This window comes from Bisbaumannia salifodinae (assembly GCF_055388505.1).
The window spans coordinates 4,021,243-4,043,706 of record NZ_AP043781.1 but is presented as its reverse complement, the minus strand read 5'-3'; the positions used below and the strand labels follow the sequence as shown (position 1 = coordinate 4,043,706).

General features: G+C 67.1%; 22 protein-coding genes. 19 read left to right on the top strand and 3 right to left on the bottom strand.

From position 1 onward, the window contains the following. Position 1 precedes the first annotated feature (1 nt). The 18 genes from ACZ5EF_RS18910 (at position 2) to ACZ5EF_RS18825 (ending at position 19,118) form a co-directional block, all read left to right on the top strand. Positions 2-760 carry an SDR family oxidoreductase gene (locus ACZ5EF_RS18910; protein WP_346061020.1) on the top strand — a complete coding sequence of 253 codons (759 nt, stop codon included), beginning with the start codon at positions 2-4 and terminating at the stop codon, positions 758-760. 8 nt (positions 761-768) lie between these two features. Next, a complete protein-coding gene (locus tag ACZ5EF_RS18905; RefSeq protein ID WP_346061021.1) occupies positions 769-1,980 on the top strand; it encodes an NAD(P)/FAD-dependent oxidoreductase in 1,212 nt (403 codons plus the stop codon). A 51-nt stretch (positions 1,981-2,031) separates the two neighbouring features. Next, positions 2,032-2,259 carry a DUF2798 domain-containing protein gene (locus ACZ5EF_RS18900; RefSeq protein ID WP_273668330.1) on the top strand — a complete coding sequence of 76 codons (228 nt, stop codon included), beginning with the start codon at positions 2,032-2,034 and terminating at the stop codon, positions 2,257-2,259. 250 nt (positions 2,260-2,509) lie between these two features. Further along, positions 2,510-3,637, top strand: coding sequence for an FAD-dependent monooxygenase (locus tag ACZ5EF_RS18895; RefSeq protein WP_346061022.1), 1,128 nt, complete (start codon positions 2,510-2,512; stop codon positions 3,635-3,637). Positions 3,638-3,687: 50 nt separating this feature from the next. After that, entirely contained in the window at positions 3,688-4,668 is a 981-nt protein-coding gene (dctP, locus tag ACZ5EF_RS18890; RefSeq protein WP_346061023.1) for a TRAP transporter substrate-binding protein DctP, read from the top strand. A gap of 73 nt (positions 4,669-4,741) precedes the next feature. After that, positions 4,742-5,254: a TRAP transporter small permease gene (locus ACZ5EF_RS18885; protein WP_346061024.1), complete on the top strand. Its 513-nt coding sequence runs from the start codon at positions 4,742-4,744 to the stop codon at positions 5,252-5,254. Between the two features lie 43 nt (positions 5,255-5,297). Beyond that, positions 5,298-6,614: a TRAP transporter large permease gene (locus tag ACZ5EF_RS18880; protein ID WP_346061025.1), complete on the top strand. Its 1,317-nt coding sequence runs from the start codon at positions 5,298-5,300 to the stop codon at positions 6,612-6,614. 24 nt (positions 6,615-6,638) lie between these two features. After that, positions 6,639-8,201: a sulfatase family protein gene (locus ACZ5EF_RS18875; RefSeq protein ID WP_346061026.1), complete on the top strand. Its 1,563-nt coding sequence runs from the start codon at positions 6,639-6,641 to the stop codon at positions 8,199-8,201. A gap of 364 nt (positions 8,202-8,565) precedes the next feature. Continuing rightward, on the top strand, positions 8,566-9,378 hold the full coding sequence (locus ACZ5EF_RS18870; protein ID WP_346061027.1) for an IclR family transcriptional regulator: 813 nt from the start codon (positions 8,566-8,568) through the stop codon (positions 9,376-9,378). A gap of 69 nt (positions 9,379-9,447) precedes the next feature. Next, positions 9,448-10,380: a VOC family protein gene (locus tag ACZ5EF_RS18865; protein ID WP_346061028.1), complete on the top strand. Its 933-nt coding sequence runs from the start codon at positions 9,448-9,450 to the stop codon at positions 10,378-10,380. Positions 10,381-10,670: 290 nt separating this feature from the next. Then, entirely contained in the window at positions 10,671-11,192 is a 522-nt protein-coding gene (locus ACZ5EF_RS18860; RefSeq protein WP_346061029.1) for a cupin domain-containing protein, read from the top strand. A 31-nt stretch (positions 11,193-11,223) separates the two neighbouring features. Beyond that, positions 11,224-12,057 carry an alpha/beta fold hydrolase gene (locus tag ACZ5EF_RS18855; protein WP_346061030.1) on the top strand — a complete coding sequence of 278 codons (834 nt, stop codon included), beginning with the start codon at positions 11,224-11,226 and terminating at the stop codon, positions 12,055-12,057. A 9-nt stretch (positions 12,058-12,066) separates the two neighbouring features. Next, positions 12,067-12,861 carry an SDR family oxidoreductase gene (locus ACZ5EF_RS18850; protein ID WP_346061031.1) on the top strand — a complete coding sequence of 265 codons (795 nt, stop codon included), beginning with the start codon at positions 12,067-12,069 and terminating at the stop codon, positions 12,859-12,861. A gap of 18 nt (positions 12,862-12,879) precedes the next feature. After that, positions 12,880-13,677, top strand: coding sequence for an aspartate dehydrogenase (locus ACZ5EF_RS18845; RefSeq protein ID WP_346061032.1), 798 nt, complete (start codon positions 12,880-12,882; stop codon positions 13,675-13,677). Positions 13,678-13,694: 17 nt separating this feature from the next. Then, positions 13,695-15,161: an aldehyde dehydrogenase gene (locus ACZ5EF_RS18840; RefSeq protein WP_346061033.1), complete on the top strand. Its 1,467-nt coding sequence runs from the start codon at positions 13,695-13,697 to the stop codon at positions 15,159-15,161. Positions 15,162-15,195: 34 nt separating this feature from the next. Further along, complete coding sequence (locus tag ACZ5EF_RS18835; RefSeq protein WP_346061034.1) at positions 15,196-16,827, top strand: thiamine pyrophosphate-binding protein; 1,632 nt, start codon at positions 15,196-15,198, stop codon at positions 16,825-16,827. Positions 16,828-16,971: 144 nt separating this feature from the next. Continuing rightward, complete coding sequence (locus ACZ5EF_RS18830; RefSeq protein WP_346061035.1) at positions 16,972-18,189, top strand: DcaP family trimeric outer membrane transporter; 1,218 nt, start codon at positions 16,972-16,974, stop codon at positions 18,187-18,189. A 155-nt stretch (positions 18,190-18,344) separates the two neighbouring features. Next, positions 18,345-19,118, top strand: a complete 774-nt coding sequence (locus ACZ5EF_RS18825; RefSeq protein WP_346061036.1) for a helix-turn-helix domain-containing protein — start codon at positions 18,345-18,347, stop codon at positions 19,116-19,118. Between the two features lie 463 nt (positions 19,119-19,581). Here ACZ5EF_RS18825 and glnK read toward each other — a convergent pair whose 3' ends face one another. The 3 genes from glnK to ACZ5EF_RS18810 all read right to left on the bottom strand — a co-directional run bounded on the left by glnK (position 19,582) and on the right by ACZ5EF_RS18810 (position 21,742). Further along, on the bottom strand, positions 19,582-19,920 hold the full coding sequence (gene glnK, locus ACZ5EF_RS18820; protein ID WP_146801703.1) for a P-II family nitrogen regulator: 339 nt from the start codon (positions 19,918-19,920) through the stop codon (positions 19,582-19,584). A 104-nt stretch (positions 19,921-20,024) separates the two neighbouring features. Beyond that, entirely contained in the window at positions 20,025-21,347 is a 1,323-nt protein-coding gene (locus ACZ5EF_RS18815; protein WP_346061037.1) for an ammonium transporter, read from the bottom strand. A 56-nt stretch (positions 21,348-21,403) separates the two neighbouring features. Then, complete coding sequence (locus ACZ5EF_RS18810) at positions 21,404-21,742, bottom strand: P-II family nitrogen regulator (RefSeq protein ID WP_346061038.1); 339 nt, start codon at positions 21,740-21,742, stop codon at positions 21,404-21,406. 271 nt (positions 21,743-22,013) lie between these two features. Between ACZ5EF_RS18810 and ACZ5EF_RS18805 the strand changes: the two genes are divergently transcribed. After that, on the top strand, positions 22,014-22,352 hold the full coding sequence (locus ACZ5EF_RS18805) for an accessory factor UbiK family protein (protein ID WP_346061039.1): 339 nt from the start codon (positions 22,014-22,016) through the stop codon (positions 22,350-22,352). Positions 22,353-22,464 lie beyond the last annotated feature (112 nt).

Below are 22,464 nucleotides of genomic sequence, written 5' to 3'. Positions count from 1 at the left end.
GATGGCCGCTCATGGGCTGGCCGGCAAGCGGCTGATGGTCACCGGCGCCGCCCGCGGCCTGGGGCGTAGCATCGCCGAGGCCGCCGCCGCCGAGGGCGCGCGCCTGGTAATCAGCGATATCCTCGAGGCGGAGCTGACCCAGACCGCCGCGGCGCTGCGCGAGGGCGGCGCCGAGGTGGAGGCGCTGGTGATCGATCAGGGCGATGCCGCCTCCATCGAGGCGGGCATGGCCCGGGTCGCCGAGGGCGGGGCCCTGGATGGCCTGGTCAATAACGCCGCCATCGCCACCAATGTGGGCGGCAAGACCCTGGACGAGTACGACCCCGAGCTGTGGGACCGGGTGATGGCGGTCAACGTGCGCGGGGTCTGGCAGATGACCCGGGCGGCGCGGCCGCTGCTGGCCCGGGCCAGGCGCGGCAAGGTGGTCAATGTGGCCTCCGACACCGCCCTCTGGGGGGCGCCGCGGCTGATGGCCTATGTGGCCAGCAAGGGCGCGGTGATCTCGATGACCCGGGCCATGGCCCGGGAGCTGGGCGAGCAGGGCATCTGCATCAATGCCATCGCCCCGGGGCTGACCCACTGCGAGGCCACCGAGTACGTGCCCGAGGAGCGCTACGCCCACTATGCCGCCGGGCGCGCCCTCAAGGAGGAGCAGCAGCCCGAGGACATCGACGGCACCGTGCTCTATCTGCTCTCTGACTGGTCGAACTTCGTGACCGGCCAACTGATCCCCATCAACGGCGGCTTCGTCTTCAACTAGGGGGAAGGATGATGTCGAGCGAGGACATTTCCCATATCGTGGTGATCGGCGGTGGCCAGGCCGGCGGCTACGCCTGCAAGGCGCTGCGCGGCGAGGGCTATACCGGCCGTCTCACCGTGGTGGCCGACGAGCCCCACGACTTCTACGAACGGCCGCCGCTCTCCAAGGGCGTGGTCACCGAGGGCGAGCCGCTGCCGCGGCTCTTCCCGGAAGACAGCCTGGCGGCCCTCGATATCGACTGGCAACGACCCAAGCGGGCTACGGCCATCGATCGGCAGGCCCGGGAGGTGGTGCTCAATGACGGCGAGCGCCTGCCCTACGACCGGCTGCTGATCGCCACCGGCAGCCGGCCCCGTATGCCGGTGCGCGAGTGGGCGGAAATCGGCAATGTCATGACATTGCGCACCTGGGACGACGCCTCCCGGCTCAAGGCGCGGCTCGCCGAGAGTCGCCGCCTGGGGGTGATCGGCGGCGGCTGGATCGGCCTGGAGGTGGCCTCCAGCGCCCGCAAGCTGGGGCTCGAGGTGGACGTCTTCGAACGCGCCCCGGCACTCTGCGGCCGCAGCGTGGGGCCGGAGGTGGCCGAGGCCATCCGCGGGCTCCACGAGCGCCACGGCGTGGGCCTGGCGCTGAACCGCCAGGACATCCAGTTGAGCGAGGCGGGCGACGGCCGGGTGTCGATCAGCGCCGATGGCGAGGCTCACGAGCCCTATGACCTGGTGGTGGTGGGCGTCGGCGTCGAGATCAACCTGGAGCTGGCCCGTGATGCCGGGCTCAGGACCGAGCAGGGCATCGTGGTGGACGCCGCCGGGCATACCTCGGACCCGCGGATCTTCGCCGCCGGCGACGTCTCCCAGCACCCCCAGCTGGGGCTCTGCCTGCAGTCCTGGGCCTATGCCCAGAACCAGGCCCGGGTGGTCGCCGATGCCATGCTCGGCAAGGCGGCCCACTACGACGAGCCGGCCTGGCTATGGTCCGATCAGCACGGGGTCAATATCCAGATCCTCGGTGTGCCGAGCGGCGAGGTCCAGTGCGTGGTGCGCCGAGAGGCCCAGGGGCCGGTGTTCTTCTACCTCGACGATGCGCAGCGCCTGGTGCAGATGGTGGCCTTCGACCAGCCGCGGGCCATCAAGCTGGGCAAGCGCTGGATCGCCGCCGAGTGGGTGCTGGACGCGGCCCAGTTGGCCGATCCCGACTTCAACCTGATGTCGCTGCGTTAACCGCCTGACCCGGGAGGGGGCGCCGCGTCCCCTCCCGCCCCGGGAGTCCCTATGCTGATCCCGTCCCGCTACGGCCACTGGGTCGTCTCCGTGTTGATGACCACCTATATGGCGGGGCTGATGACCCTCGTCATCACCCTGGTCAATACCGGCCTGGATGCGGGATTCCCCGGCCGCTGGGGCCGGTCCTTCCTGATCTCCTGGCCGATCGCCTTCGGCCTGATCACCCTGGGGCGGCCACTGGTCCTGCGCCTGGCCGACAAGCTGATCCGGCACTGATCCCTCGATCGCCGATGGCCGCCCTCGTGACTCGAGGGCGGCCATCGGCGATTTCGATGTTTGACAAAGTCCCGGGCCCGACCTACAGTCTGACTATCAAATAATAAACTTTGTTTTATATGTGAAACATTTAGCGAGATAAAGATAGACAGCAGAGACAAGGACGGCAGGACCTGCGCACTTCCCTGGCGCATCCCGGGAGCCGAGGCTCCCTCCAGGACGTTCCCAGTAGCTCAGAAACAGGTGGGGTATGACAAAGCTAAGAATCGGTATCTGTGGTGGTGGTGTGGGCGGCCTCTGTGCGGCCATCGCCCTGCGTGAAGCGGGCCATGAGGCCATCGTCTTCGAGCAGGCCAAGCAGTTCCTGCGCATCGGCGCCGACGTGAACCTGACGCCCAATGCGGTGCGTGCCCTGGATCGCCTGGGCGTGGGCGAGGTGCTGCGGGAAACCGCGGCGCGGCCCACCCATCGCCTGAGCCGCACCTGGGACAGCGGCGAGATCACCTCCAAGCTGCCCATGAGCGATGCCGCCGAGGAGAAGTATGGCGCGCCTCAGCTGACCATTCACCGCGGCGACCTGCTCAAGGCCCTGGAGGCGAAACTGCCGGCGTCGGCGATTCGCCTGGGTAGCAAGGTGGCCGGCGTCGAGGCCGGCGAGCAGCCGGTGGTGCACTTCGAGGATGGCGCAAGCGAACGCCTGGACGTGGTGATCGGCGGCGATGGCATCCACTCCGCGGTGCGTCGCTCCCTGTTCGGCGACGATAGCCCCGAGTTCACCGGCCTGGTTTCCTACCGGGCGGTGGTGCCGCGCTCGGCGGTGCCCGAGGTGGAGAACCTGGATGCCTTCACCAAGTGGTGGGGCGAGACCGCCGACAGCCAGGTGGTGGTCTTCCCGCTGACCCGCGGCGAGGAGGTCTTTATCTTCGCCACCACGCCCCAGGAGGGCTGGCGCGAGGAGTCCTGGACCCTGCCCGGCGACGTGGATGAGCTGCGTGAGGTCTACCGGGATTTCCATCCCGACGTGCGTGCCCTGCTGGCGGCCTGCGATAGCGTCACCAAGTCGGCCCTCTATGTGCGCGAGCCCATGGAACGCTGGTCCGAGGGCCATGTGACCATCCTCGGCGATGCCGCCCACCCCATGGTGCCCTTTATGGCCCAGGGCGCCTGCATGGCCATCGAAGATGCCGTGGTGCTGTCGCGCTGCCTGGCCGAGGCCGAGCGCGACGAGGTGCCGGCGGCCCTGGCCCGTTACGAGCAGGCCCGCCGCGAGCGTACCGCCCAGGTACAACGCGGCTCCCGCGCCAACGACTGGCTCAAGGGCGAGGGCAATGCCGACTGGGTTTATGGCTATGATGCCTGGGGCGTGGCCCTGGACTGAGCCTGGACTGAGATAGACGAGTTGGATCCACAATAATGAGAGAGAGTGCGATGAAAACAACAAGCCTGACGTCCCTGGTGGCCGGTATCTCCCTGGCCGGCCTGAGCCTCACCGCCGCCGCCGATGAGGTGAGCCTCAACGTGGTGAGCTTTACGCCCAAGACGGCGGCGGTCTCCGCCGGCTTCGAACGCTTCGTGACTGCGGTGAACGAGGAGTTCGAGGGCGAGCTGGCGCTGAACTGGCGCGGTGGCCCCGAGGTCATGCCGCCCTTCCGCCTGGCCGATGCGGTGCGCAACAACTCCATCGACATGGCGCTGATCAGCCCCAGCTACTACTCCGGCCTGGTGCCCTCCTCGAGCAGCGCCAACTTCTCCTTCAAGAACTACGAGGAGATCCTCGAGAGCGGCTACTACGACCGCATGACCGAGATCCACGCCGAGCGTGGCCTGCGCTACCTGGGCGAGATCCCCGCCACCGACGTCAAGTTCTTCCTCTTCTTCCAGGATCGTATCGACGGCGTCGACGACCTGGCCGGCAAGCGTATCCGCGTCTTCCCCACCGGCCTGCCCTTTATCGAGGCGCTGGGGGCCAACGGCCTGGTGCTGCCCATCGGCGAGATCTATACCGCCATGGAGCGGGGTGCCATCGACGGCTTTATGCAGGGCAACCTGGGCTGGGCCGAGCAGTACGAGGACGTGGTCAACTACTACATCACGCCGCCCTTCTACCGCGCCGGCTTCAGCATCCTGGTCAGCGAGCGGGCCTGGGACCGGCTCCCCGAGGAACTGCGCGGCGAGCTCCAGGACTATGTGCGCAACACCCTGGGGCCGGAACTCGACCAGAGCTGGGGTGACGTGATCGCCGCCGGTAACGCCGAGGTGGAGGCCGCCGGTTTCGAGGAGATCGCCCTGGAAGGCGAAGAGGCCGAGCGCTATCTGCAGATCGCCATCGACGCGGCCTGGGAGCATATGCAGGAGCAGGTCGGCGACGACGAGCTGACCGCGGAGCTGCGCTCCATGCTGGTGGAGTGATCCACCCCGGCGGGGCGCCCCGTCCCATCCTGGGCGGGGCGCCTCCGACTTTCTCTATATCAGGTGGCTCGATATGCAACAGTCACTCTCTCGTGGTTCCTCTCCCCTGGCACTCCTGATGCGGGGCGTGAGCCGTTTGAACCTTTACCTGGCAGGCTTCAGTGCCTTTGTTCTGCTGGCCGCCACGGCGGCGGTCTTCTGCGAGATCCTGTCGCGACTCTTCTTCGGCAAGTCGCTGGTCTGGGTGGTGGAGCTCAGTGGCTATTCGCTGCTTTACATGACCTTCCTGGGTGCGCCCTACCTGCTGGAAAAGAATCGGCATGTGGCCATCGATATCGTCACCGAGCACCTGCCGCCGCGGCTGCAGATGCCGCTGGCGTTCCTGGTGGCCCTGTTCGGGGCGGCCATCTGCCTCTATGCCGCCTGGTATGGCCTGGCGGTGACCCTCGACCAGTTCCAGTACGGCTCCCGCGAGACCACCGTGCTGGCGCCGCGTAGCTATCTGCTCACCTGGGTCTTTCCCCTGGGCATGTTGCTGCTCTCTATCCAGTTCGTGGCACAGGCCGTGGCCTGTCTGAAGCGCTGACCCCGTCGGCTCACCCGACTCGGGCCCCCTGTGGAGGTATGTTATGGATTGGTGGCTAACGCTATCGCTTATTCTCGGCGCCCTGCTGGTACTGATGATGCTGGGGCTGCCGGTGGCCTTTGCCTTTCTGGCGGTGAACCTGGTGGGCGCCTACGTCTTCCTGGGCGGTACCTCCGGTATCGAGCAGCTGGTGATCAACACCACCGATGCCCTGACCAGTTTCACCCTGGTGCCCATCGCCATGTTTATGATCATGGGCGAGGTGATGTTCCGTTCCGGTATCGCCAATGACCTGATGGACACCCTCGACAAGTGGTTCGGCAAGCTCAAGGGCCGCCTGGCCTTTATGGCGGTGGGGGGCGGCGTGCTCTTCTCCACCCTCACCGGCAACAGCATGGGCGCCATCGCCCTGCTGGGTTCCAGCCTGGTACCGGAGATGGAGCGCCGCGGTTACAAGAAGCCCATGTCCCTGGGCCCGATCATCGGCTCCGCGGGCCTGGCCATCATGATTCCGCCCAGCGCCCTGGCGGTGGTGCTGGGGGTGGTGGCGGAGATCTCCATCGGCCGCCTGCTGATCGCCATCATCCTGCCGGGCCTGCTGATGGCGGTGCTCTATGCCCTCTACATCTGGGGGCGTTGCACCCTGCAGCCGGACCTGGCGCCCACCTTCGAGGTGCAAGCCACGCCGCTCAGGGTCAAGGTGGAGGCGGGCATCCGCAATATCCTGCCCATCGGCTTTATCGTCTTCGCCGTGGTCGGGGTGATCTTCCTCGGCCTGGCTACGCCCACCGAGGCGGCGGCCTCCGGCGCCGTGGCCACCATCTTGCTGGCCCTGGCCAAGCGCCGCCTGACGGTGGAGAATTTCCGGGTCTCCATGTTCGAGAGCGCCAATATCTCGGTGATGGTGCTGCTGATCGTCGCCGGGGCGGTGGCCTTCAGCCAGTTGCTGGCCTTTACCGGCACCACCTTCGGCATGATGGACGCGGTGCTCTCCCTGCCGCTGAACGACCATATGATCGTGCTGGCCATGGTGCTTACCGTGGTGCTGCTGGGGATGTTCATGGGGCCGCTGCCGATCATGCTGATTACCCTGCCGATCTTCGTGCCGGTGGTGGAGCAGCTGGGCTTCGATACCATCTGGTTCGCGGTGCTCTTCCTGCTGGCCATCGAGACCGGCTCCACCTCGCCGCCGCTGGGCGCGGCCCTGTTCGTGATGAAGGCGGTGGCACCCCAGGGCACCACCATGGGCAGCATCTACAAGGCCGCCATCCCCTTCCTGATCTGTGACTTCCTGGCCATCGCCATCATCTTCGCCTTCCCGCAGATCGTCACCGTGCCCGTCGGCTGGATGTTCGGCTGATCCCGGCGAGAGGAGTCCAAGGCCATGCGACGCCCCAATTTCGTGATCTTTATCACCGACCAGCAGCGTGCCGATCACCTGGGCTGCTACGGCAACCCCACCGTCAGGACGCCGCATATCGATGCCCTGGCCGCGGCCGGGGTGCGCTTTTCGCGCTTCCACGTGGCCACGCCGATCTGCCAGCCCAACCGGGCGGCCCTGGTCACCGGCCAGATGCCCTCGGTGAATGGGGTGCGTCAGAACGGCATTCCCCTGGGGCTCGATAGCCTGACCTTCGCCGAGGTGCTGCGCGGGGAGGGCTACCGCACCGGCTATATCGGCAAGGCGCATTTCCAGAACGTCACCGATATTCCGGCCCCGCCGCGAGTCCCGGGCGGGGAGGGGGACACGCCGGCACTCGTCCTGAGCCGGCGCGACCAGCGCCAGGGCCCCGATTACGGCTGGGAGGTGCGCCGCCGCTGGGCACGGCAGCCCGGCCTCACGCTGCCCGGCCCCTACTACGGTTTCGAGCGGGTGCGGCTGTGCATCGGCCATGGCGACCTGGTCGACGGTCATTACACCGCCTGGCTGAATGAGCGCCACCCCGATCCGGCCGCGCTGCGCGGGCCCGACCATGCCCTGGCGTCGACGGTGACGGCGCCCCAGTGCTGGCGTACCGCCGTGCCCGAGGCGCTCTATCCCACTCGTTATATCCAGGAGCAGGCCTGCGACTTCCTCGCCGAGCAGGACGCCGAGACTCCCTTCGTGCTGGTGGTCTCCTTTCCCGACCCCCATCACCCCTTCACCCCGCCGGGCCGCTACTGGTCGATGTATGACCCGGACGAGGTGGAACTGCCGGCCTCTTTCCACCACCCGGTGGAGGCCATCGAGGGATTGCCCGGGTCGGCCCTGGAGGCCTACCGCTGGGGCGCCGAGGACCCGGAGAGCCACTGGCCCTTCGCGGTGAGCGAGCGCCAGGCCCGGGAGATCATCGCCCTCAACTACGGCAGCATCAGCATGGTGGACGATGCCGTGGGCGAGGTGCTGGCCACCCTGAGGGCGCAGGGCCTGGCCGACGATACCGTGGTGGCCTTCACCTCGGATCACGGCGACTACATGGGCGATCACGGCAGCATGCTCAAGATGGGCCTGCACTTCCAGAGCGTGCTGCGGGTGCCGCTGATCTGGCATGACCCGCGGCGGCCGGGCGAGGGTGAGGTCTCCGGGCGCCTGGGCAGCGCCATCGACCTGGCGCCGACCCTGCTGCAGCGGGCCGGATTACGGGTACCCATCGGCATGCAGGGCCAGGACCTGTTCGGTCATGAACCGGCGGCGGACGTGCTGGTGGAGGACCCGGGCATTCGGGTGTTCCGCGACAGCGAGGCGCGCGTGAGCATCATCAGCCTGGTCACCGAGCGCTGGCGGCTGAGTCTCTTCGAGGGCGAGGCGGGGGGCGAGCTCTATGACCTGGAGGCCGACCCCCACGAACTCACCAACCGCTGGAGCGACCCCGCTTGCCGGGCGGTGCGCCTCGACCTCCAGGCCCGGCTGAGCCAGCGCCTGATCGCCCTGCGCGACCGCAGCCTGGTGGCCACGGCCCGCGCCTGATCCCTCCATCGCGTCGTTTTTTCTCCCCAAATCTGACCGCCGCACCCTCGACTTCCCTCGAGGGTGTCGGGAATCACTATATAAATCAGCGGATTACGCTTGACATTTTGCATGGGTTCGAGCCTTGACAAGGGCCCGATAACCACCTATCTTGGGTGTATCAAATAATAAATCGTATTTCATATTTGAAATTTGCCGAGGCGGGCCGCGAGGCCAGCCGAGACACCGGACGAGATCGACTCTCCCGGGGCCATGGCCGCGGAAGCGACTCGAGGTGCCAGACGACCGAGGCGCGCAGACATGCCGCGCGATAGAGGCAGGGGTATGCTGGTACCCGAATGGCCAACCACGGAGAGCACGCCAAATGAGCAATAAAGACGAGCGCAAATACCTGATCCCCGGCCTGGAGCGGGGCCTGACGATCCTGATGGAGCTGAGTCGCAGCCATCGCGAGATGAGCTTCGCCGAGATCGCCAAGCGGGTGGATATCCCCAAGGCCACCGCCTACCGGGCCATCCAGACCCTGGAGTACATGGGCTTCCTGCGCCGTCACCCGACCACGGGTCACTACTCCCTGGGGGTCAATGTGCTGCGCCTGGGCTTCGAATACGTGGCCTCCCTGGACGTGGTGCAGGTGGGCCAGCCGGTGATCGAGTCGCTGCGTGATGCCACCGGCTGCTCCAGCCATATCGCCATCCGCGACGGCCAGGACGTCATCTACGTGGCCCGGGTCAGCGCCGCCAACGCCACGGTACGCCGGGTCAGCGTCGGCACCCGATTGCCGGTGCATCGCACCTCCCTGGGACGGATGCTGCTCACCGGGCTGAGTCGCGCGGAGTTCGAGGCCCTCTACCCGGATGACGAACTGCCGGATGCCAAGCCGGGCTCGCCGGACAGCCGCGAGGCACTGTGGGAACTGGTCCAGGAGGATCGCCGGCGGGGCTATGTGGTGGCGGAGTCCTATTTCCAGTTCGGTATCTCCTCCATCGTCTACCCGATCTACAACGCCGACGGCGAGATCGAGGCGGTGGTCAGCATCATGGTGCCGGTGCACGAGATTCCCGCCGAGGAACGGGAGCGGCTGCGCGGTCATGTGGCCGAGGCCTCCGAGACCATCTCCGGCCTGTTGGGCCATCGGGGGGATGCCGCGGGACGAGGCCTGGGGCAGGAACACTAGACGATATTCAGCGGTCCGGCCGACCGGGCCAGCGAAACAACCAGCGCGTCGAGGACGCAGGAGAGAGCGATGAGCATCGTGGGTATCGAAGAGTTGGAGTTCGGCGTCGAGGATCTAGAGGTCGCCAAGCGGTTCCTGGAAGACTTCGGCCTGAGCGCCGTGGGCAGTGACGCCCAGGGGCGGGACGCCTTCGAGACCCTCAACGGTGCCCGCCTCAGCGTGGCCGGCGTGGATCATCCCAGCCTGCCCGCCGCCTTCGAGGAGGGCTCCACCCTGCGTCGCATGACCTGGGGGGTGGCCGACAGCGAGGCCCTGGAGGCCCTCAAGGCGCGCCTGGCCGACCGGCCCGGCTATGTCGACCAGGGCGATGCCATCCAGTGCACCGACCCCAACGGCATGACGGTGCGCATCCGCGTCACCGGCCTGCGCGATGTCCAGCTGGAGGTGACCCCGATCAACCAGTGGGGCGATATGCGCCGGGTCGACGCGCCCAGCCCGGTCTACGAGCGGGCCACTCCGGCCTCCATCGGCCATGCGGTCTTCTTCGTCGACGACCTGGAGGCCACCGAGGCCTTCTACCGCGACACCCTGGGTTTCGCCGTCTCCGACCGCTACACCGATCGCGCCGTCTTCCTGCGCATGCAGGCCCGGGGCGGCCACCACAATCTCTTCCTGCTCAAGCTGCCGCATCGCGGCCGGGGCCTCAATCACGTGGCCTTCACCGTGCGCGATATCCATGAGGTGATCGGCGGTGGCCTGGCCATGAACCGCAAGCAGTGGAGCACCTTCCTGGGCCCGGGCCGGCACCCGATCTCCTCCGCCTACTTCTGGTACGTGAACAGCCCCCTGGGCGGCGCCTTCGAGTACTACACCAACGAGGATTACCTCACCGAGGCCTGGGTGCCGCGGGAGATGCAGCACTCGTTGGAGTCCTTTACCGAGTGGGCCATCGAGGGCGGCATCGACGCCGAGACCCGCCGCCAGAAGAAGGCCGAGGCCTGAAGATTATTTCAGTCGATATAAATTAAAAACGACCCTGGCGAACAAGACCTAGTGAACTATAAGAGTACGACTCGATAGCGAGGCAATAAGGACCCCCGACACACTTATTCGAAAACGTTGAACTTCGATGACTGAATAAGTCGATTGCCGCTTTGTCGGCGATCACGGGGAAGCTTTGTCTCGAAAAACACGAGAGTGCGGTGAGCCAACACCCGAGTCGTCACTAGTTGACCCCCAGGGGTCGCGATATCCCGGAAACGTTCCGTGGACACCGACAAGAGGAAACGACGATGTCAGAGATGCTCGAAACCTGGAAGAAGCCCGGCGACCTCTCCTTCCAAGAGTGGATGGAAACCCGCGTGGCTCGCTTCAAGGGACGCAAGTATGACTGGAACGCCCTGAAGTTCCAGGCCGATTACGATCCCAAGTATCGCCGTGCCCAGATGCGTTATATCGGCACCGGCGCCACCGGCGTCAAGGCGGACACCAATACCATCCCCGCCGAGCACTTCACCTTCTCCACCATGGTGCTGCCGTCCAAGTGCGAAGGGCCGCTGCATGTGCATGACGACGTGGAGGAAGTCTTCTTCGTGCTCAAGGGCACCATCACCCTCTTCCTCAAGGACGGCGACGACACCATGGAGACGGTGCTCGAGGAGCGCGACGTCATCTCCATTCCGCCGCGTATCTATCGGGGGCTGTTCAACCACGGCGAGGAAGAGGCGCTGATGTGCGTGATGCTGGGGACGAACAAGCCGCAGATTCCCACCTATCCGGAGGATCACCCCCTCTCCAAGGTCAAGCGCAACTAAACCCGCTATCGGCTACCCGAGGAGGACCACCGTGGACGCCAAACGCCTCAACCTCGACAGCGGAGCCCAGTGCTATCGCGAGCAGGCGCGGCCCGAGCCGGCCCCGACCCTGGTGCTGCTGCACGGCATCAGCTCCGGCGCCGGTTCCTGGGCGAAGCTCGCCGCGCACTTGCCCGGCTATCGCCTGCTGGCCTGGGACGCCCCGGGCTATGGCGACAGCCAGGCCCTGGCGAAGGAGGCGCCCAGCGCCGCCGACTATGCCGAGCGCCTGGAGGCCTGGCTGGCCGGGCTCGGCATCGAGCGCTGCGTGCTGGTGGGCCACTCCCTGGGAGCCATGATGGCCGGGGCCGCCCTGGCGGCCTACCCGAACCGGTTGGCCGGGGTGGTGCTGGCGGACCCGGCCCAGGGCTACGGCGATGCCGATGCGGCCAAGCGCGACGAGGTCTACCGCAGCCGCTGGACCCAGCTCGAGGCCCAGGGCCATGGCGCCTATGCCAGGGCCCGGGCGCCGCGGTTGCTGCGCGAGGGCGCCGACCCGGCGGATATCGCCCGGGTCGAGGCGGAGATGGGCAAGCTCCAGGTGGCGGGCTTCGCCCAGGCCGGCTGGATGCTCGCCAATGATCAACTGGGCGATTACCTGGCGGCGACGCCGGCGGTGCCGACCCTGGTGGTGTGCGGCGACGAGGATCGCATCACCCCGCCGGAGGATGCCCGGGCCCTGGCCAGCCGCCTGGGGCTGCCCTACCGGGATATCCCGCGGGCCGGCCACGCCAGTTATATCGACGCCCCCGCGACCTTCGCCGCCGCCCTCGACGACTTCGCTCGCCCGCTGCTCGGCGCGGCGGCCGCCCCCGAGATTTCCTAGGAGAGTCCCATGAGTTTCCTGATCGAACGACGCGTCGCCGTGGTCACCGGCGGTTCCTCCGGCATCGGCCTGGAGGCGGTGCGCCTGCTGCTGGCCCAGGGTGCCCGGGTGGCCTTCTGTGGCCGCAATCGCGAGCGCCTCGCCGCCGCCGAGGCCGAGCTGCGCGCGGCCTACCCCGAGGCCGAACTGCTGAGCCAGGCCTGCGATGTGCTGGACGAGGCCTCCTGCGCCGATTTCGCCGCCGCGGTGGCCGAGCGCTTCGGCGGCGCCGATATGCTGATCGCCAACGCCGGCCAGGGCTATGTGGCCCACTACGACGACACGCCGAAGGAGGCCTGGCTCTCCGAGGCCAACCTCAAGCTGTTCGGGGTGATCAACCCGCTGAACGCCTTCCGCGGCCAGCTGGCGGCCTCCGAGATCGGCTCCCTGACCTGCGTCAACTCCCTGCTGGCGCTGCAGCCGGAGCCACACATGATCGCCACCTCGGCGGCCCGGGCGGCGCTGCTCAACCTGACCCATTCGCTCGCCCACGAGCTGATCGACGAGGGCATCCGCGTCAACTCCATCCTGCTGGGCATGGTGGAGTCGGGCCAGTGGCGGCGCCGCTTCGAGGCCCGCGACGACCCGTCGTTGAGCTGGGAGCAGTGGATCGCCGGCATCGCCACCAAACGCGGCATCCCCATGAAGCGCCTGGGGCGCCCCGAGGAGCCGGCCCGCGCTCTGGTGTTCCTGGCCTCGCCCCTGGCCTCCTTTACCACCGGCGCCGCCCTGGACGTCTCCGGTGGCTTTAACCACCACCTTTAAGCCGAGGATTCCCTCCCCATGACGACCAAGCGTTTGATGATTATCGGTTACGGGGCCATGGCCCGGGAAGTGCACCGGCTGCTGCCGGCCGGGCTGACGCTCGCCTGGGTGGTGGTGCCCGAGGCCCAGGTCGCCGCTACCCGCGAGCTGCTGGGCGATGGCGTCGAGGTGCTGAGTCGCGTCGACGACTGTCAGGCCCGCCCCGACCTGGTCGTTGAGTGCGCCGGCCAGCCGGGCCTGGCCGAGCATGGCGAGGCGGTGCTCTCCCGGGGCCTGACCCTGGCTATCGTGGCCACCGGCGCCCTGGCCGACGAGGGGCTCTATGGCCGCCTGCGCCAGGCCGCCGAACGCGGCGACGGGCGCATGCTGGTGCTCTCCGGCGCCGTGGCCGGCATGGATGGCCTGGCCGCGGCCCGGGAGGGCGGCCTCGACAGCGTCACCTACGAGGCCTGCAAGGCCCCCAAGAGCTGGAAGGGTAGTCATGCCGAGCAACTGGTGGACCTGGATGCCCTGACCGAGGCGACGGTCTTCTACGAGGGCACCGCCGGCGAGGCCGCGCGCCTCTTCCCGGCCAACGCCAATGTGGCGGCCACCATCGCCCTGGCCGGTATCGGCATGCAGGCCACCACCGTGCGCCTCACCGCCGACCCGGCGGCGAGCCGCAATACCCATCGCATCCATGCCCAGGGACGCTTCGGCGAGTTCCGTATCGAGCTCAATGGCCGGCCCCTGGAGAGCAACCCCAAGACCTCGATGCTCGCCGCCCTGTCGGTGGTCCGCGCCTGTCGCCAGGTGCTGGACCCGGTGACGGTGTGAGCGAAAGGAGCACTCCCATGACGCAACCGATCTTTATCGCCGGCGAATGGCGCCAGGGCCGCGGCGACCCCATGGCCTCGGTCTTCCCCGCCGATGGCTCCGTGACCGCCCGGCTCCACGCCGCCAGCCTCGAGGACGTGGCCGAGGCCATCGAGGCCGCCGACGCCGCCTGGCGTCGCCCCGAGTGGCGCGACCTGGTGCCCCACCAGCGCGCCAGCATCCTCTACCGGGTGAGCCAGTTGATCGAGTCGCGTCTCGAGGAGCTGGCCGCCCTGCAGACCCGCGACAATGGCAAGCCCCTGGCCGAGACCCGCGCCCTGGTGGCCAGTGCCGCCGGCACCGCCCGCTATTTCGCCGCCGCCTGCGAGACCCTGGAGGGCGAGCTGCCCACCCCGCGCAGCGGTGAGCTGATGACCCTGAGCACCTACGAGCCGCTGGGGGTGATCGCCGCCATCACTCCCTGGAACTCGCCCATCGCCAGCGAGATGCAGAAGATCGCCCCGGCGCTCGCCGCCGGCAATGCGGTGGTGGTCAAGCCCGCCGAGGCGACGCCGCTGCTGGCCCTCAAGCTGGCCGAGCTGTTCGAGGAGGCTGGCCTGCCCAAGGGGCTGCTCAGCGTGCTGCCGGGTCGCGGTCGGGTGATCGGCGAGGCCATCGTGCGCCACCCCAAGGTGCGCAAGATCTCCTTCACCGGCGGTACCAGCACCGGCCGCCACCTGGCGCATATCGCCGCCGATAAGCTGATCGGTACCTCCCTGGAGCTGGGCGGCAAGTCGCCGACCATCGTCTGCGAGGACGCCGACCTGGAGGAGGCCGCCCAGGGCATCGCCTACGGCATCTTCAGCTCCGCCGGCCAGGCCTGCATCGCCGGTTCGCGCCTCTTTATCCCGCGTCGTCGCTACGACGAGGTGATGAATCGGCTGCTGGAGATCACCCGGGGCCTGCGCATCGGTCACCCCGAGACCCCGGGCACCCACCTGGGACCGCTGATCAGCCCGGCCCATCGCGATAGCGTGGCCGCCTACGTCGACCAGGCCCGCGCCGAGGGCGGCCGGGTATTGTGCGGCGGAAAAGCACCGGATGCCCCCGAGCTGGCCGATGGCAGTTACTACCTGCCGACCATCATCGCGGGGCTGGCCCACGACAGCGCCGCCTGCCAGGAGGAGATCTTCGGTCCGGTGCTGGTGGCGCTGCCCTATGACGACGAGGACGAACTGGTGGGGCTGGCCAACGACAACGTCTTCGGCCTGGCCGCCGGCATCTGGACCGCCGACTACCGCCGCGCCCTGCGCCTGGCCGCGCGGCTGGAGGCGGGCACGGTGTGGATCAACACCTACAAGAAGTTCGCCATCTCGACCCCCTTCGGCGGCTTCAAGGAGAGCGGCCTGGGGCGCGAGAAAGGGCGCCAGGGCATCCAGGCCTATATGCAGCAGAAGAGCCTCTACCTGGGACTCGGCACCGCCCCCATGGGCTGGGCCAACTGACGCCGCGCCGGCAACCACAATAAAGGAAGTCACCATGAGCACTATCACCGTCGGCGAAGCGATCGCCCGTACCCTCGAAGCCTATGCGGTCTCCGCCGTCTATGGCGTGATCTCCATCCATAACCTGCCGATCGCCGACGCCATCGGCCGCCGCGACAAGGTCCGCTTCGTGCCGGCCCGCGGCGAGGCGGGCTCGGTGACCATGGCCGACGCCCATACCCGGGTGGGCAGCCTGGGCGTGGCCCTGACCAGCACCGGCGCCGGCGCCGGCAACGCCATCGGCGCCCTGCTCGAGGCCCTCAACGCCGGTACCCCGCTGCTGCATATCACCGGCCAGGTGGAGAAGGATTACCTGGACCGGGACGCCGGCTTTATCCACGAGACCAAGGATCAGCTGACCTTCCTCAAGGCCAGCTCCAAGGCTGCCTATCGGGTCTGCACCCCAGAGCAGGCGGTGCCCCTGCTGCACCGCGCCATCCGCGAGGCGATGACCCTGCCGCGGGGCCCGGTGAGCCTGGAGATCCCCATCGATATCCAGGCCAGCCCGGTCGAGTGGCTGGAGACGGCACCAGTGGCGCCGGCCACCCCGGCCCCGGTGAGCGACGCCGAGATCGACGCCCTGGCCGAGCGCCTCAAGGCGGCCAAGCGCCCGCTGCTGTGGATCGGCGGTGGCACCCTGGAGGCCGGGGACGCCGTCAGGCGTCTGGCGGATGCCGGTATCCCGGTGGTCTCCAGCACCCATGCCCGGGGCGTGTTGCCCGACAACCATCCGCGCAGCCTGCGCGCCTTCCATAATGCCGCCTCGGTGGAGGCGCTGTTCGCCGAGAGCGACCTGATGCTGGTGGCAGGCTCCAGGCTGCGCAGCAACGAGACCAAGACCTACTCCGTCGAGCTGCCGCGGCCCCTGGTGCAGATCGATATCGATCCCGCCGCCGCCCACCGCAACTACCGGGCCGACGCCTTCCTGTGCGGCGACTGCGGCGATGTGCTGACGCGCCTGGCCGAGCGCCTCGAGGGCCGCGAGCCGGATGCCGCCTATGACGCCGCCGTGGCCGAGGCGGTGCAGCAGGCCGAGCAGGCCCTGCGCACCCAGGTGGGCGAGTACGCCAAGCTCAGCGATGCGGTACGCGCCGCCCTGCCCGAGGACGGCATCTTCGTGCGCGATATCACCGTCTCCGGCAGCACCTGGGGCAGCCGCCTGCTGCCCATCCAGCGTCCGCTGACCAATATCCACTCCCTGGCCGGGGCCATCGGCCTGGGCCTGGCCCACGGCATCGGCTGTGCCGTGGCCCAGCCCGAGCGCAAGGTGGTCACCCTGGTCGGCGATGGTGGCCTGGCGCTGGGCGTCGGCGAGCTGGCGACGATGGCCCAGGAGAACCTGGACATGGTGCTGGTGGTGATGAACGACGGCGGCTACGGGGTGATGCGTGGCATCCAGGAGAAGTATTTCGAAGGGCGCCAGTACTACAACGAGTTGCATACCCCGGACTTCCAGCAGTTGGCCGATGCCATGGGCATCAAGCGCTGGAAGGTCAGTCACGGCGATGACTTCGCCGCGGTGCTGGCCGAGGCGGTGAATTATGCCGGGCCGGCCCTGGTCGAGGTGGATATGCCCAGCGTCGGCGAACTGAAGTTCTCCGGCCCGCCCCAGAAAAAACTCTATTGATGATTTAGCCAGGTTAAGCCACCGGAAGACTCACTGCGGTGGCTAGACACTCCCCGCGAGCTTGATGGAGGTAAAACAACAATAACGACTCGGTTAATAGCAGAACAACAGTGCTTATTACTCATCATTAAAGGGATAACTTCAATGAAAGCGAAAAAGACTCTTACGCTGGCGGCGATGCTGCCGGTAGGCCTGGCTGCGGCCATTCATGCCCATGCCTATGATGTGGTACCGGCCGGCCAGCCGGTGGTCACCGGCGAGCCGAGCCGCGTCGGGGCGCCCTGGAACCATCGTTCCACCTTCAATATTCCCGGCACCAATACCGATGTGGCCTTCGGTGGCTACATCAAGTTCGATGCCATCTACGACTTCGACTACGACCTGGGCAGTTCCACCGATCCTCTGGCGGCCGCCAGCGAGAGTAACGCCACCGATGGTCGCACGACGTTCACCGCCCAGGAGTCACGGCTGAACTTCCGCACCCAGACCCGCTTCGGCGACGAGATGCTGCGCACCTACTTCGAAGGGCACTTCCTGCCCGACGACAAGTTCAACCTGCGCCATGCTTACGGCGAGTACAATGGTTTCCTGGCCGGTCAGACCTGGACCAACTTTATGCACTTCCTGGGCACGCCGCGCATCCTCAAGCTGGGCGGCCCCATCGGTTATGCCACCGGGCGTCCCGAGCAGGTGCGCTACACCTATCAGGCGGGACCCAACACCTTCGCCGTGGCCCTGGAGAACCCCGAGTCCTCGATTTCCGACCTGGGGCCGGGCGGTGCGGTCGACGAAGGGACCGAGCTGCCCGACCTGACCCTGCGCTACCAGTACGGTCGCAGCTTCGGCATTTCCGGCGTGCTGCGCCAGTTCTCCACCGACTCCGAGGTGAGCGGCCAGGACGAGAGCACCACCGGCTTCGGCATCGCCGCCCAGGGGGCCCTGCCGCTGGGCAGCAGCACCACCCTCAAGGGTAACCTGATGGCGGGCAGCGGCCTGGGCGGTTATCTGGACTACGTGCCGGCATCCGGCGCCAAGTTCCGCGCGCCGGATGCCTACCTGGATGCCGACGGGAATCTCGAGGCCGTCGACCTGCAGAGCGTCGGCATCTCCCTGGACCATCGCTGGAATGCCAACTGGTCCAGCTCCATCGGCACCTCCCGGGTCGAACAGGACCTGGCGGACGATGCCCCGGCCTTCCAGGGCATGGTCGACACCGTGCAGTTCTCCCACGTCAACCTGATCTGGGACGTCAACGACCGCTTGACGGTGGGTGCCGAGTACCAGTACATCGACCTGGAGAAGGTCAGCGGCGAGGAGGTGGACGCCAGCCGCGTGATGGCCAGCGCCCAGTTCCACTTCTAAGCCGGCCTTCAGGCCGAGCCCGGGGATGGCGCGCCGCTCGCCCTGGTGCCGTCCCCGGCACAGAGTCATGGAACGTCGACTTGCTGCATCGATTCGCTGTCTTGTGCCGATGGTTTCCATCGGCACTTTTTCATTGTGGGCGATAAGGGGGCGGTATGAAGACGATTCGCGCCCTAAGGCGTGGCCTGGAGGTGCTGGAGATCATGGCCCGGCGTGGCGAGCCCCTGGGGCTGGCCGAGCTGCATCGTACCTCCGGCATCGACAAGAGCACCCTGCTGCGCCTGCTGGCGACCCTGGTCGAGCGGGGCTGGGCCTGCCGAGGACTGGGGGATGGCCGCTATCGCTTGACCGCGACGTTGGCCACCCTGGGGCAGGGGATCTCGGAGGACGCGTCCTGGCTGGTGTCGGCGACCCCCTTGCTGGTCGAGCTTCACGATACCCTGGGCTGGCCCTCGGACCTGGCCCTGGTAGAAGAGGCAAGCCTGCGGATCATCGAGACCTCACGGCCCCTGAGCCGGCGTATCCGGCATCGCGAGGTGCTGGGTTTTCGCCCGAGCCCCTTGCGTTCGGCCCTGGGGCGGGCCTGGCTGGTGGGTAGTGGAGAAAAGCAGCGGCAGGCGCTGCTGAAGCGGCTATCCCTGGGCCCCGGCGAGGCGGCCGGGTTGGCCCGGGACAGGGAGTATCTGGCCCGCCTGGTGGCGGAGTTCGCCGAGCTGGGGCATGCCCGCCGCGACCCCGCCGAGCGACTGATGGTCTCCGCCGAGGAGCCCGGTTATTCGGCCATCGCCCTGCCCATCCGCCGGGCCGGCGAGGTACGCGCCTGCCTGAGCGTGGTCTTCGTCCCCGGCGAGGCCGAGGAGGCTCAACTGGCCCGGGGCCTGCGCCGCGTCGTTACGGCCCTCGAGACCCCGGCTTCGCCGGGAGCTTGAAGCTGGGAGAAAAACCGCCCCCATGGCCTGGCCATGGGGGCGGTTCATATTAGGCTGCTATCCAGCTTCCAGCTTCCAGCTTCCAGCTTCCAGCTTCCAGCTTCCAGCTTCCAGCTTCCAGCTTCCAGCTTCCAGCTTCCAGCTTCCAGCTTCCAGCTTCCAGCTTCCAGCTTCCAGCTTCCAGCTTCCAGCTTTATACCGCATCCTTATCCGTTTCGCCGGTACGAATCCGGCGGTGCGGCGTTCCGATCACCTGCTCCAGGGCGGAGACGAAGATCTTGCCGTCGCCGACCTTGCTGAATGTATTAGCGCGACCTGGGTAGCAGGATCACACCGCATCCTTGTCGGTTTCGCCGGTACGAATCCGGCGGTGCGGCGTTCCGATCACCTGCTCCAGGGCGGAGACGAAGATCTTGCCGTCGCCGATCTTGCTGAATGTATTAGCGCGACCTGGGTAGCAGGATCACACCGCATCCTTGTCGGTTTCGCCGGTACGGATACGAATCACCTGCTCCAGGGCGGAGACGAAGATCTTGCCGTCGCCGATCTTGCCGGTATTGGCCACCTGGGTAATCGCATCGATCACCTGCTCGGCCATGGCGTCGTCCACGGCCACTTCCAGCTTCACCTTGGGCAGGAAGTCGACCACATACTCGGCACCCCGGTAGAGCTCGGTGTGGCCCTTCTGGCGACCGAAGCCCTTGACCTCGGTAACGGTGATGCCCTGTACGCCGATCTCGGAAAGTGCCTCGCGAACGTCGTCCAACTTGAACGGCTTGATGATGGCGGTCACCAGTTTCATGGTCTGTCTCCTTGCATCCTAAGGGTCGGTCGGCGGTTGCCGGTCCTGGCACAAGCATACACCAAGAAAAAAGGCCCCCGAAGGGGCCAGGGGAGCACGCCAGCTCACTCGGTACGCGTCGACAGACGCTGTGACTGGGTCAGGCCGTCATTCTGGGAGCGGCCGCTGCCACCGCCACGCACCTTGGCGACGGTGAATTCGGGGTAGGCCTCCAGGCCACATTCGGCCAGGTCGACGCCTTCATACTCTTCTTCCTCGCTGACGCGGACGCCCATCACCGCCTTGATGATCAGCCACACGATCAGGCTGGCCAGGAAGACCCAGACGAAGATGCCGATGATGCCGAGGATCTGGGCGCCGAAGGTGGCGTCACCATTGGAGAGCGGCACCGCCAGCAGGCCCCAGATACCCACCACGCCGTGCACGGAGATGGCACCCACCGGGTCGTCGATCTTCAGCTTGTCCAAACCGACGATGGCGGCCACCACGATGGCGCCACCCACGCCGCCGATCAGGGTCGCGCCCAGGGCGGAGGGCGCCAGGGGCTCGGCGGTGATGGCCACCAGGCCGGCCAGGGCACCGTTGAGGGCCATGGTCAGGTCGGCCTTGCGGAACCACAGCTTGGCCAGGATCAGAGCGGCGATCACGCCACCGGCGGCGGCGGCATTGGTGTTGACCAGCACCTGGGCCACGTTGTTGGCGGAATCCACGTCGGAGACCTTCAGCTCGGAACCGCCGTTGAAGCCGAACCAGCCCATCCACAGGATAAAGGTGCCCAGGGTGGCCAGGGGCATATTGGCACCGGGGATGGCGTAGATGCTGCCGTCCTTGCCGTACTTGCCCTTGCGCGGACCGAGGATCAGCACGCCGGCCAGGGCGGCGGCGGCACCGGCCATATGCACGATGCCGGAGCCGGCGAAGTCGGAGAAGCCGGCGGCGGAGAGCCAGCCGCCGCCCCAGGTCCAGTAGCCGGAGACCGGATAGATGACGCCGGTCATCACCACGGCGAAGGCCAGGAAGGCCCACAGTTTCATGCGCTCGGCCACGGCCCCGGAGACGATGGACATGGCGGTGGCCACGAATACCACCTGGAAGAAGTAGTCGGCACGCATGGAGTAGTAGGGGGCATCATCGCCGCCGGCCAGCACCGCCTCCGCGCTGTTCTCGCCGCCCAGCAGGAAGCCCAGGCTGGGCAGGACGCCACCCTCGCTGCTGGAATACATCAGGTAATAGCCCAGCAGCAGGTACATGGTGCAGGAGATGGCGAAGAGGGCGATGTTCTTGGTCAGGATCTCGGCGGTGTTCTTGGAACGCACCATCCCGGCCTCGAGCATCGAGAAACCGGCGGCCATCCACATCACCAGGACGCCACAGATAAGGAAATAGAAGGTGTCGAGCGCGTAACTCAGCTCTACTAGATCGGTCATGGTCGGAACTCCTGAGTCAGACCGGCTGACTGGGGAAGGGGGGGAGTGGGGCGAACTCAGACGGCGTCGGCGCCGCGCTCACCGGTGCGGATACGGATCACATCCTCCAGAGTGGTGACGAACAGCTTGCCGTCACCGATCTTGCCACTGTTGGCGGCGCTGCGGATGGCGTCCAGTACCGTCTCGACGCGGCCGTCGTCGACGGCGACCTCGACCTTCACCTTGGGGAGGAAATCGACGACGTATTCGGCGCCGCGATACAGTTCGGTATGGCCCTTCTGACGACCGAAGCCCTTGACCTCGGTGACGGTGATGCCCTGAACGCCGTTGTCGGCCAGGGCCTCGCGGACGTCGTCGAGCTTGAAGGGTTTGATGATGGCGGTGATGAGTTTCATCCCGGACTCCCTACATCGAAGTTGTCATTGGCGTGCGGCAGGCGATTGCCTGCCTTGTGCAGTGCGCAAAGCATGCCAACGAAGGGTTTTTCCTTGTAAATCATTCGTCTGTAGGGTGTTCTCGGGACACGATGAGCGATAACGGAGCGGATGGGTGCACCAAGCTGGTGCCTGTTATCCAGGTCGGTGCATCGTTGCGGCGCATGCGTCCGGGGCCCGGCTTGCGTATCCTGTAGGGCAGTCCATGGCGTTTTTTCAGGAGTCATCATCGATGATCAATAACGAGCGGATCGGGCGCCTCGCCCAGCAACTGGGCGAGCGCCTGCAGGGGGCCTCCCAGGCCCCCGAAGAGCTGCAACGCAGCGTGCAGCAGGTGGTCAAGGGCGCCTTCGATCGCCTGGAGCTGGTCTCCCGGGAGGACTTCGATATCCTGATGGAGGTGCTGCAGCGCACCCGCTCCCGGGTCGAGGCCCTGGAGACCCAGGTGGCCGAGCTGGAGCACCTGCTCCAGGCGCGCCTGGAGGCGGAGGCGCCGCAGGCCACGCCCTCGCCGGCGGCGGAAGATGCCGGCGGCGGCGAGACCCAGGACGAGACGTCGCCCCGGGCCTGAGTCTGCGCCAGCGGCCTGTCGGGTGTATCCGGTCGTCGCGAGAATCACGGGATTCGCGGTAGATCGGCGGTAAGTCCGACGGGCTGCTAGGGTTAGATGATCGACGGTTGCT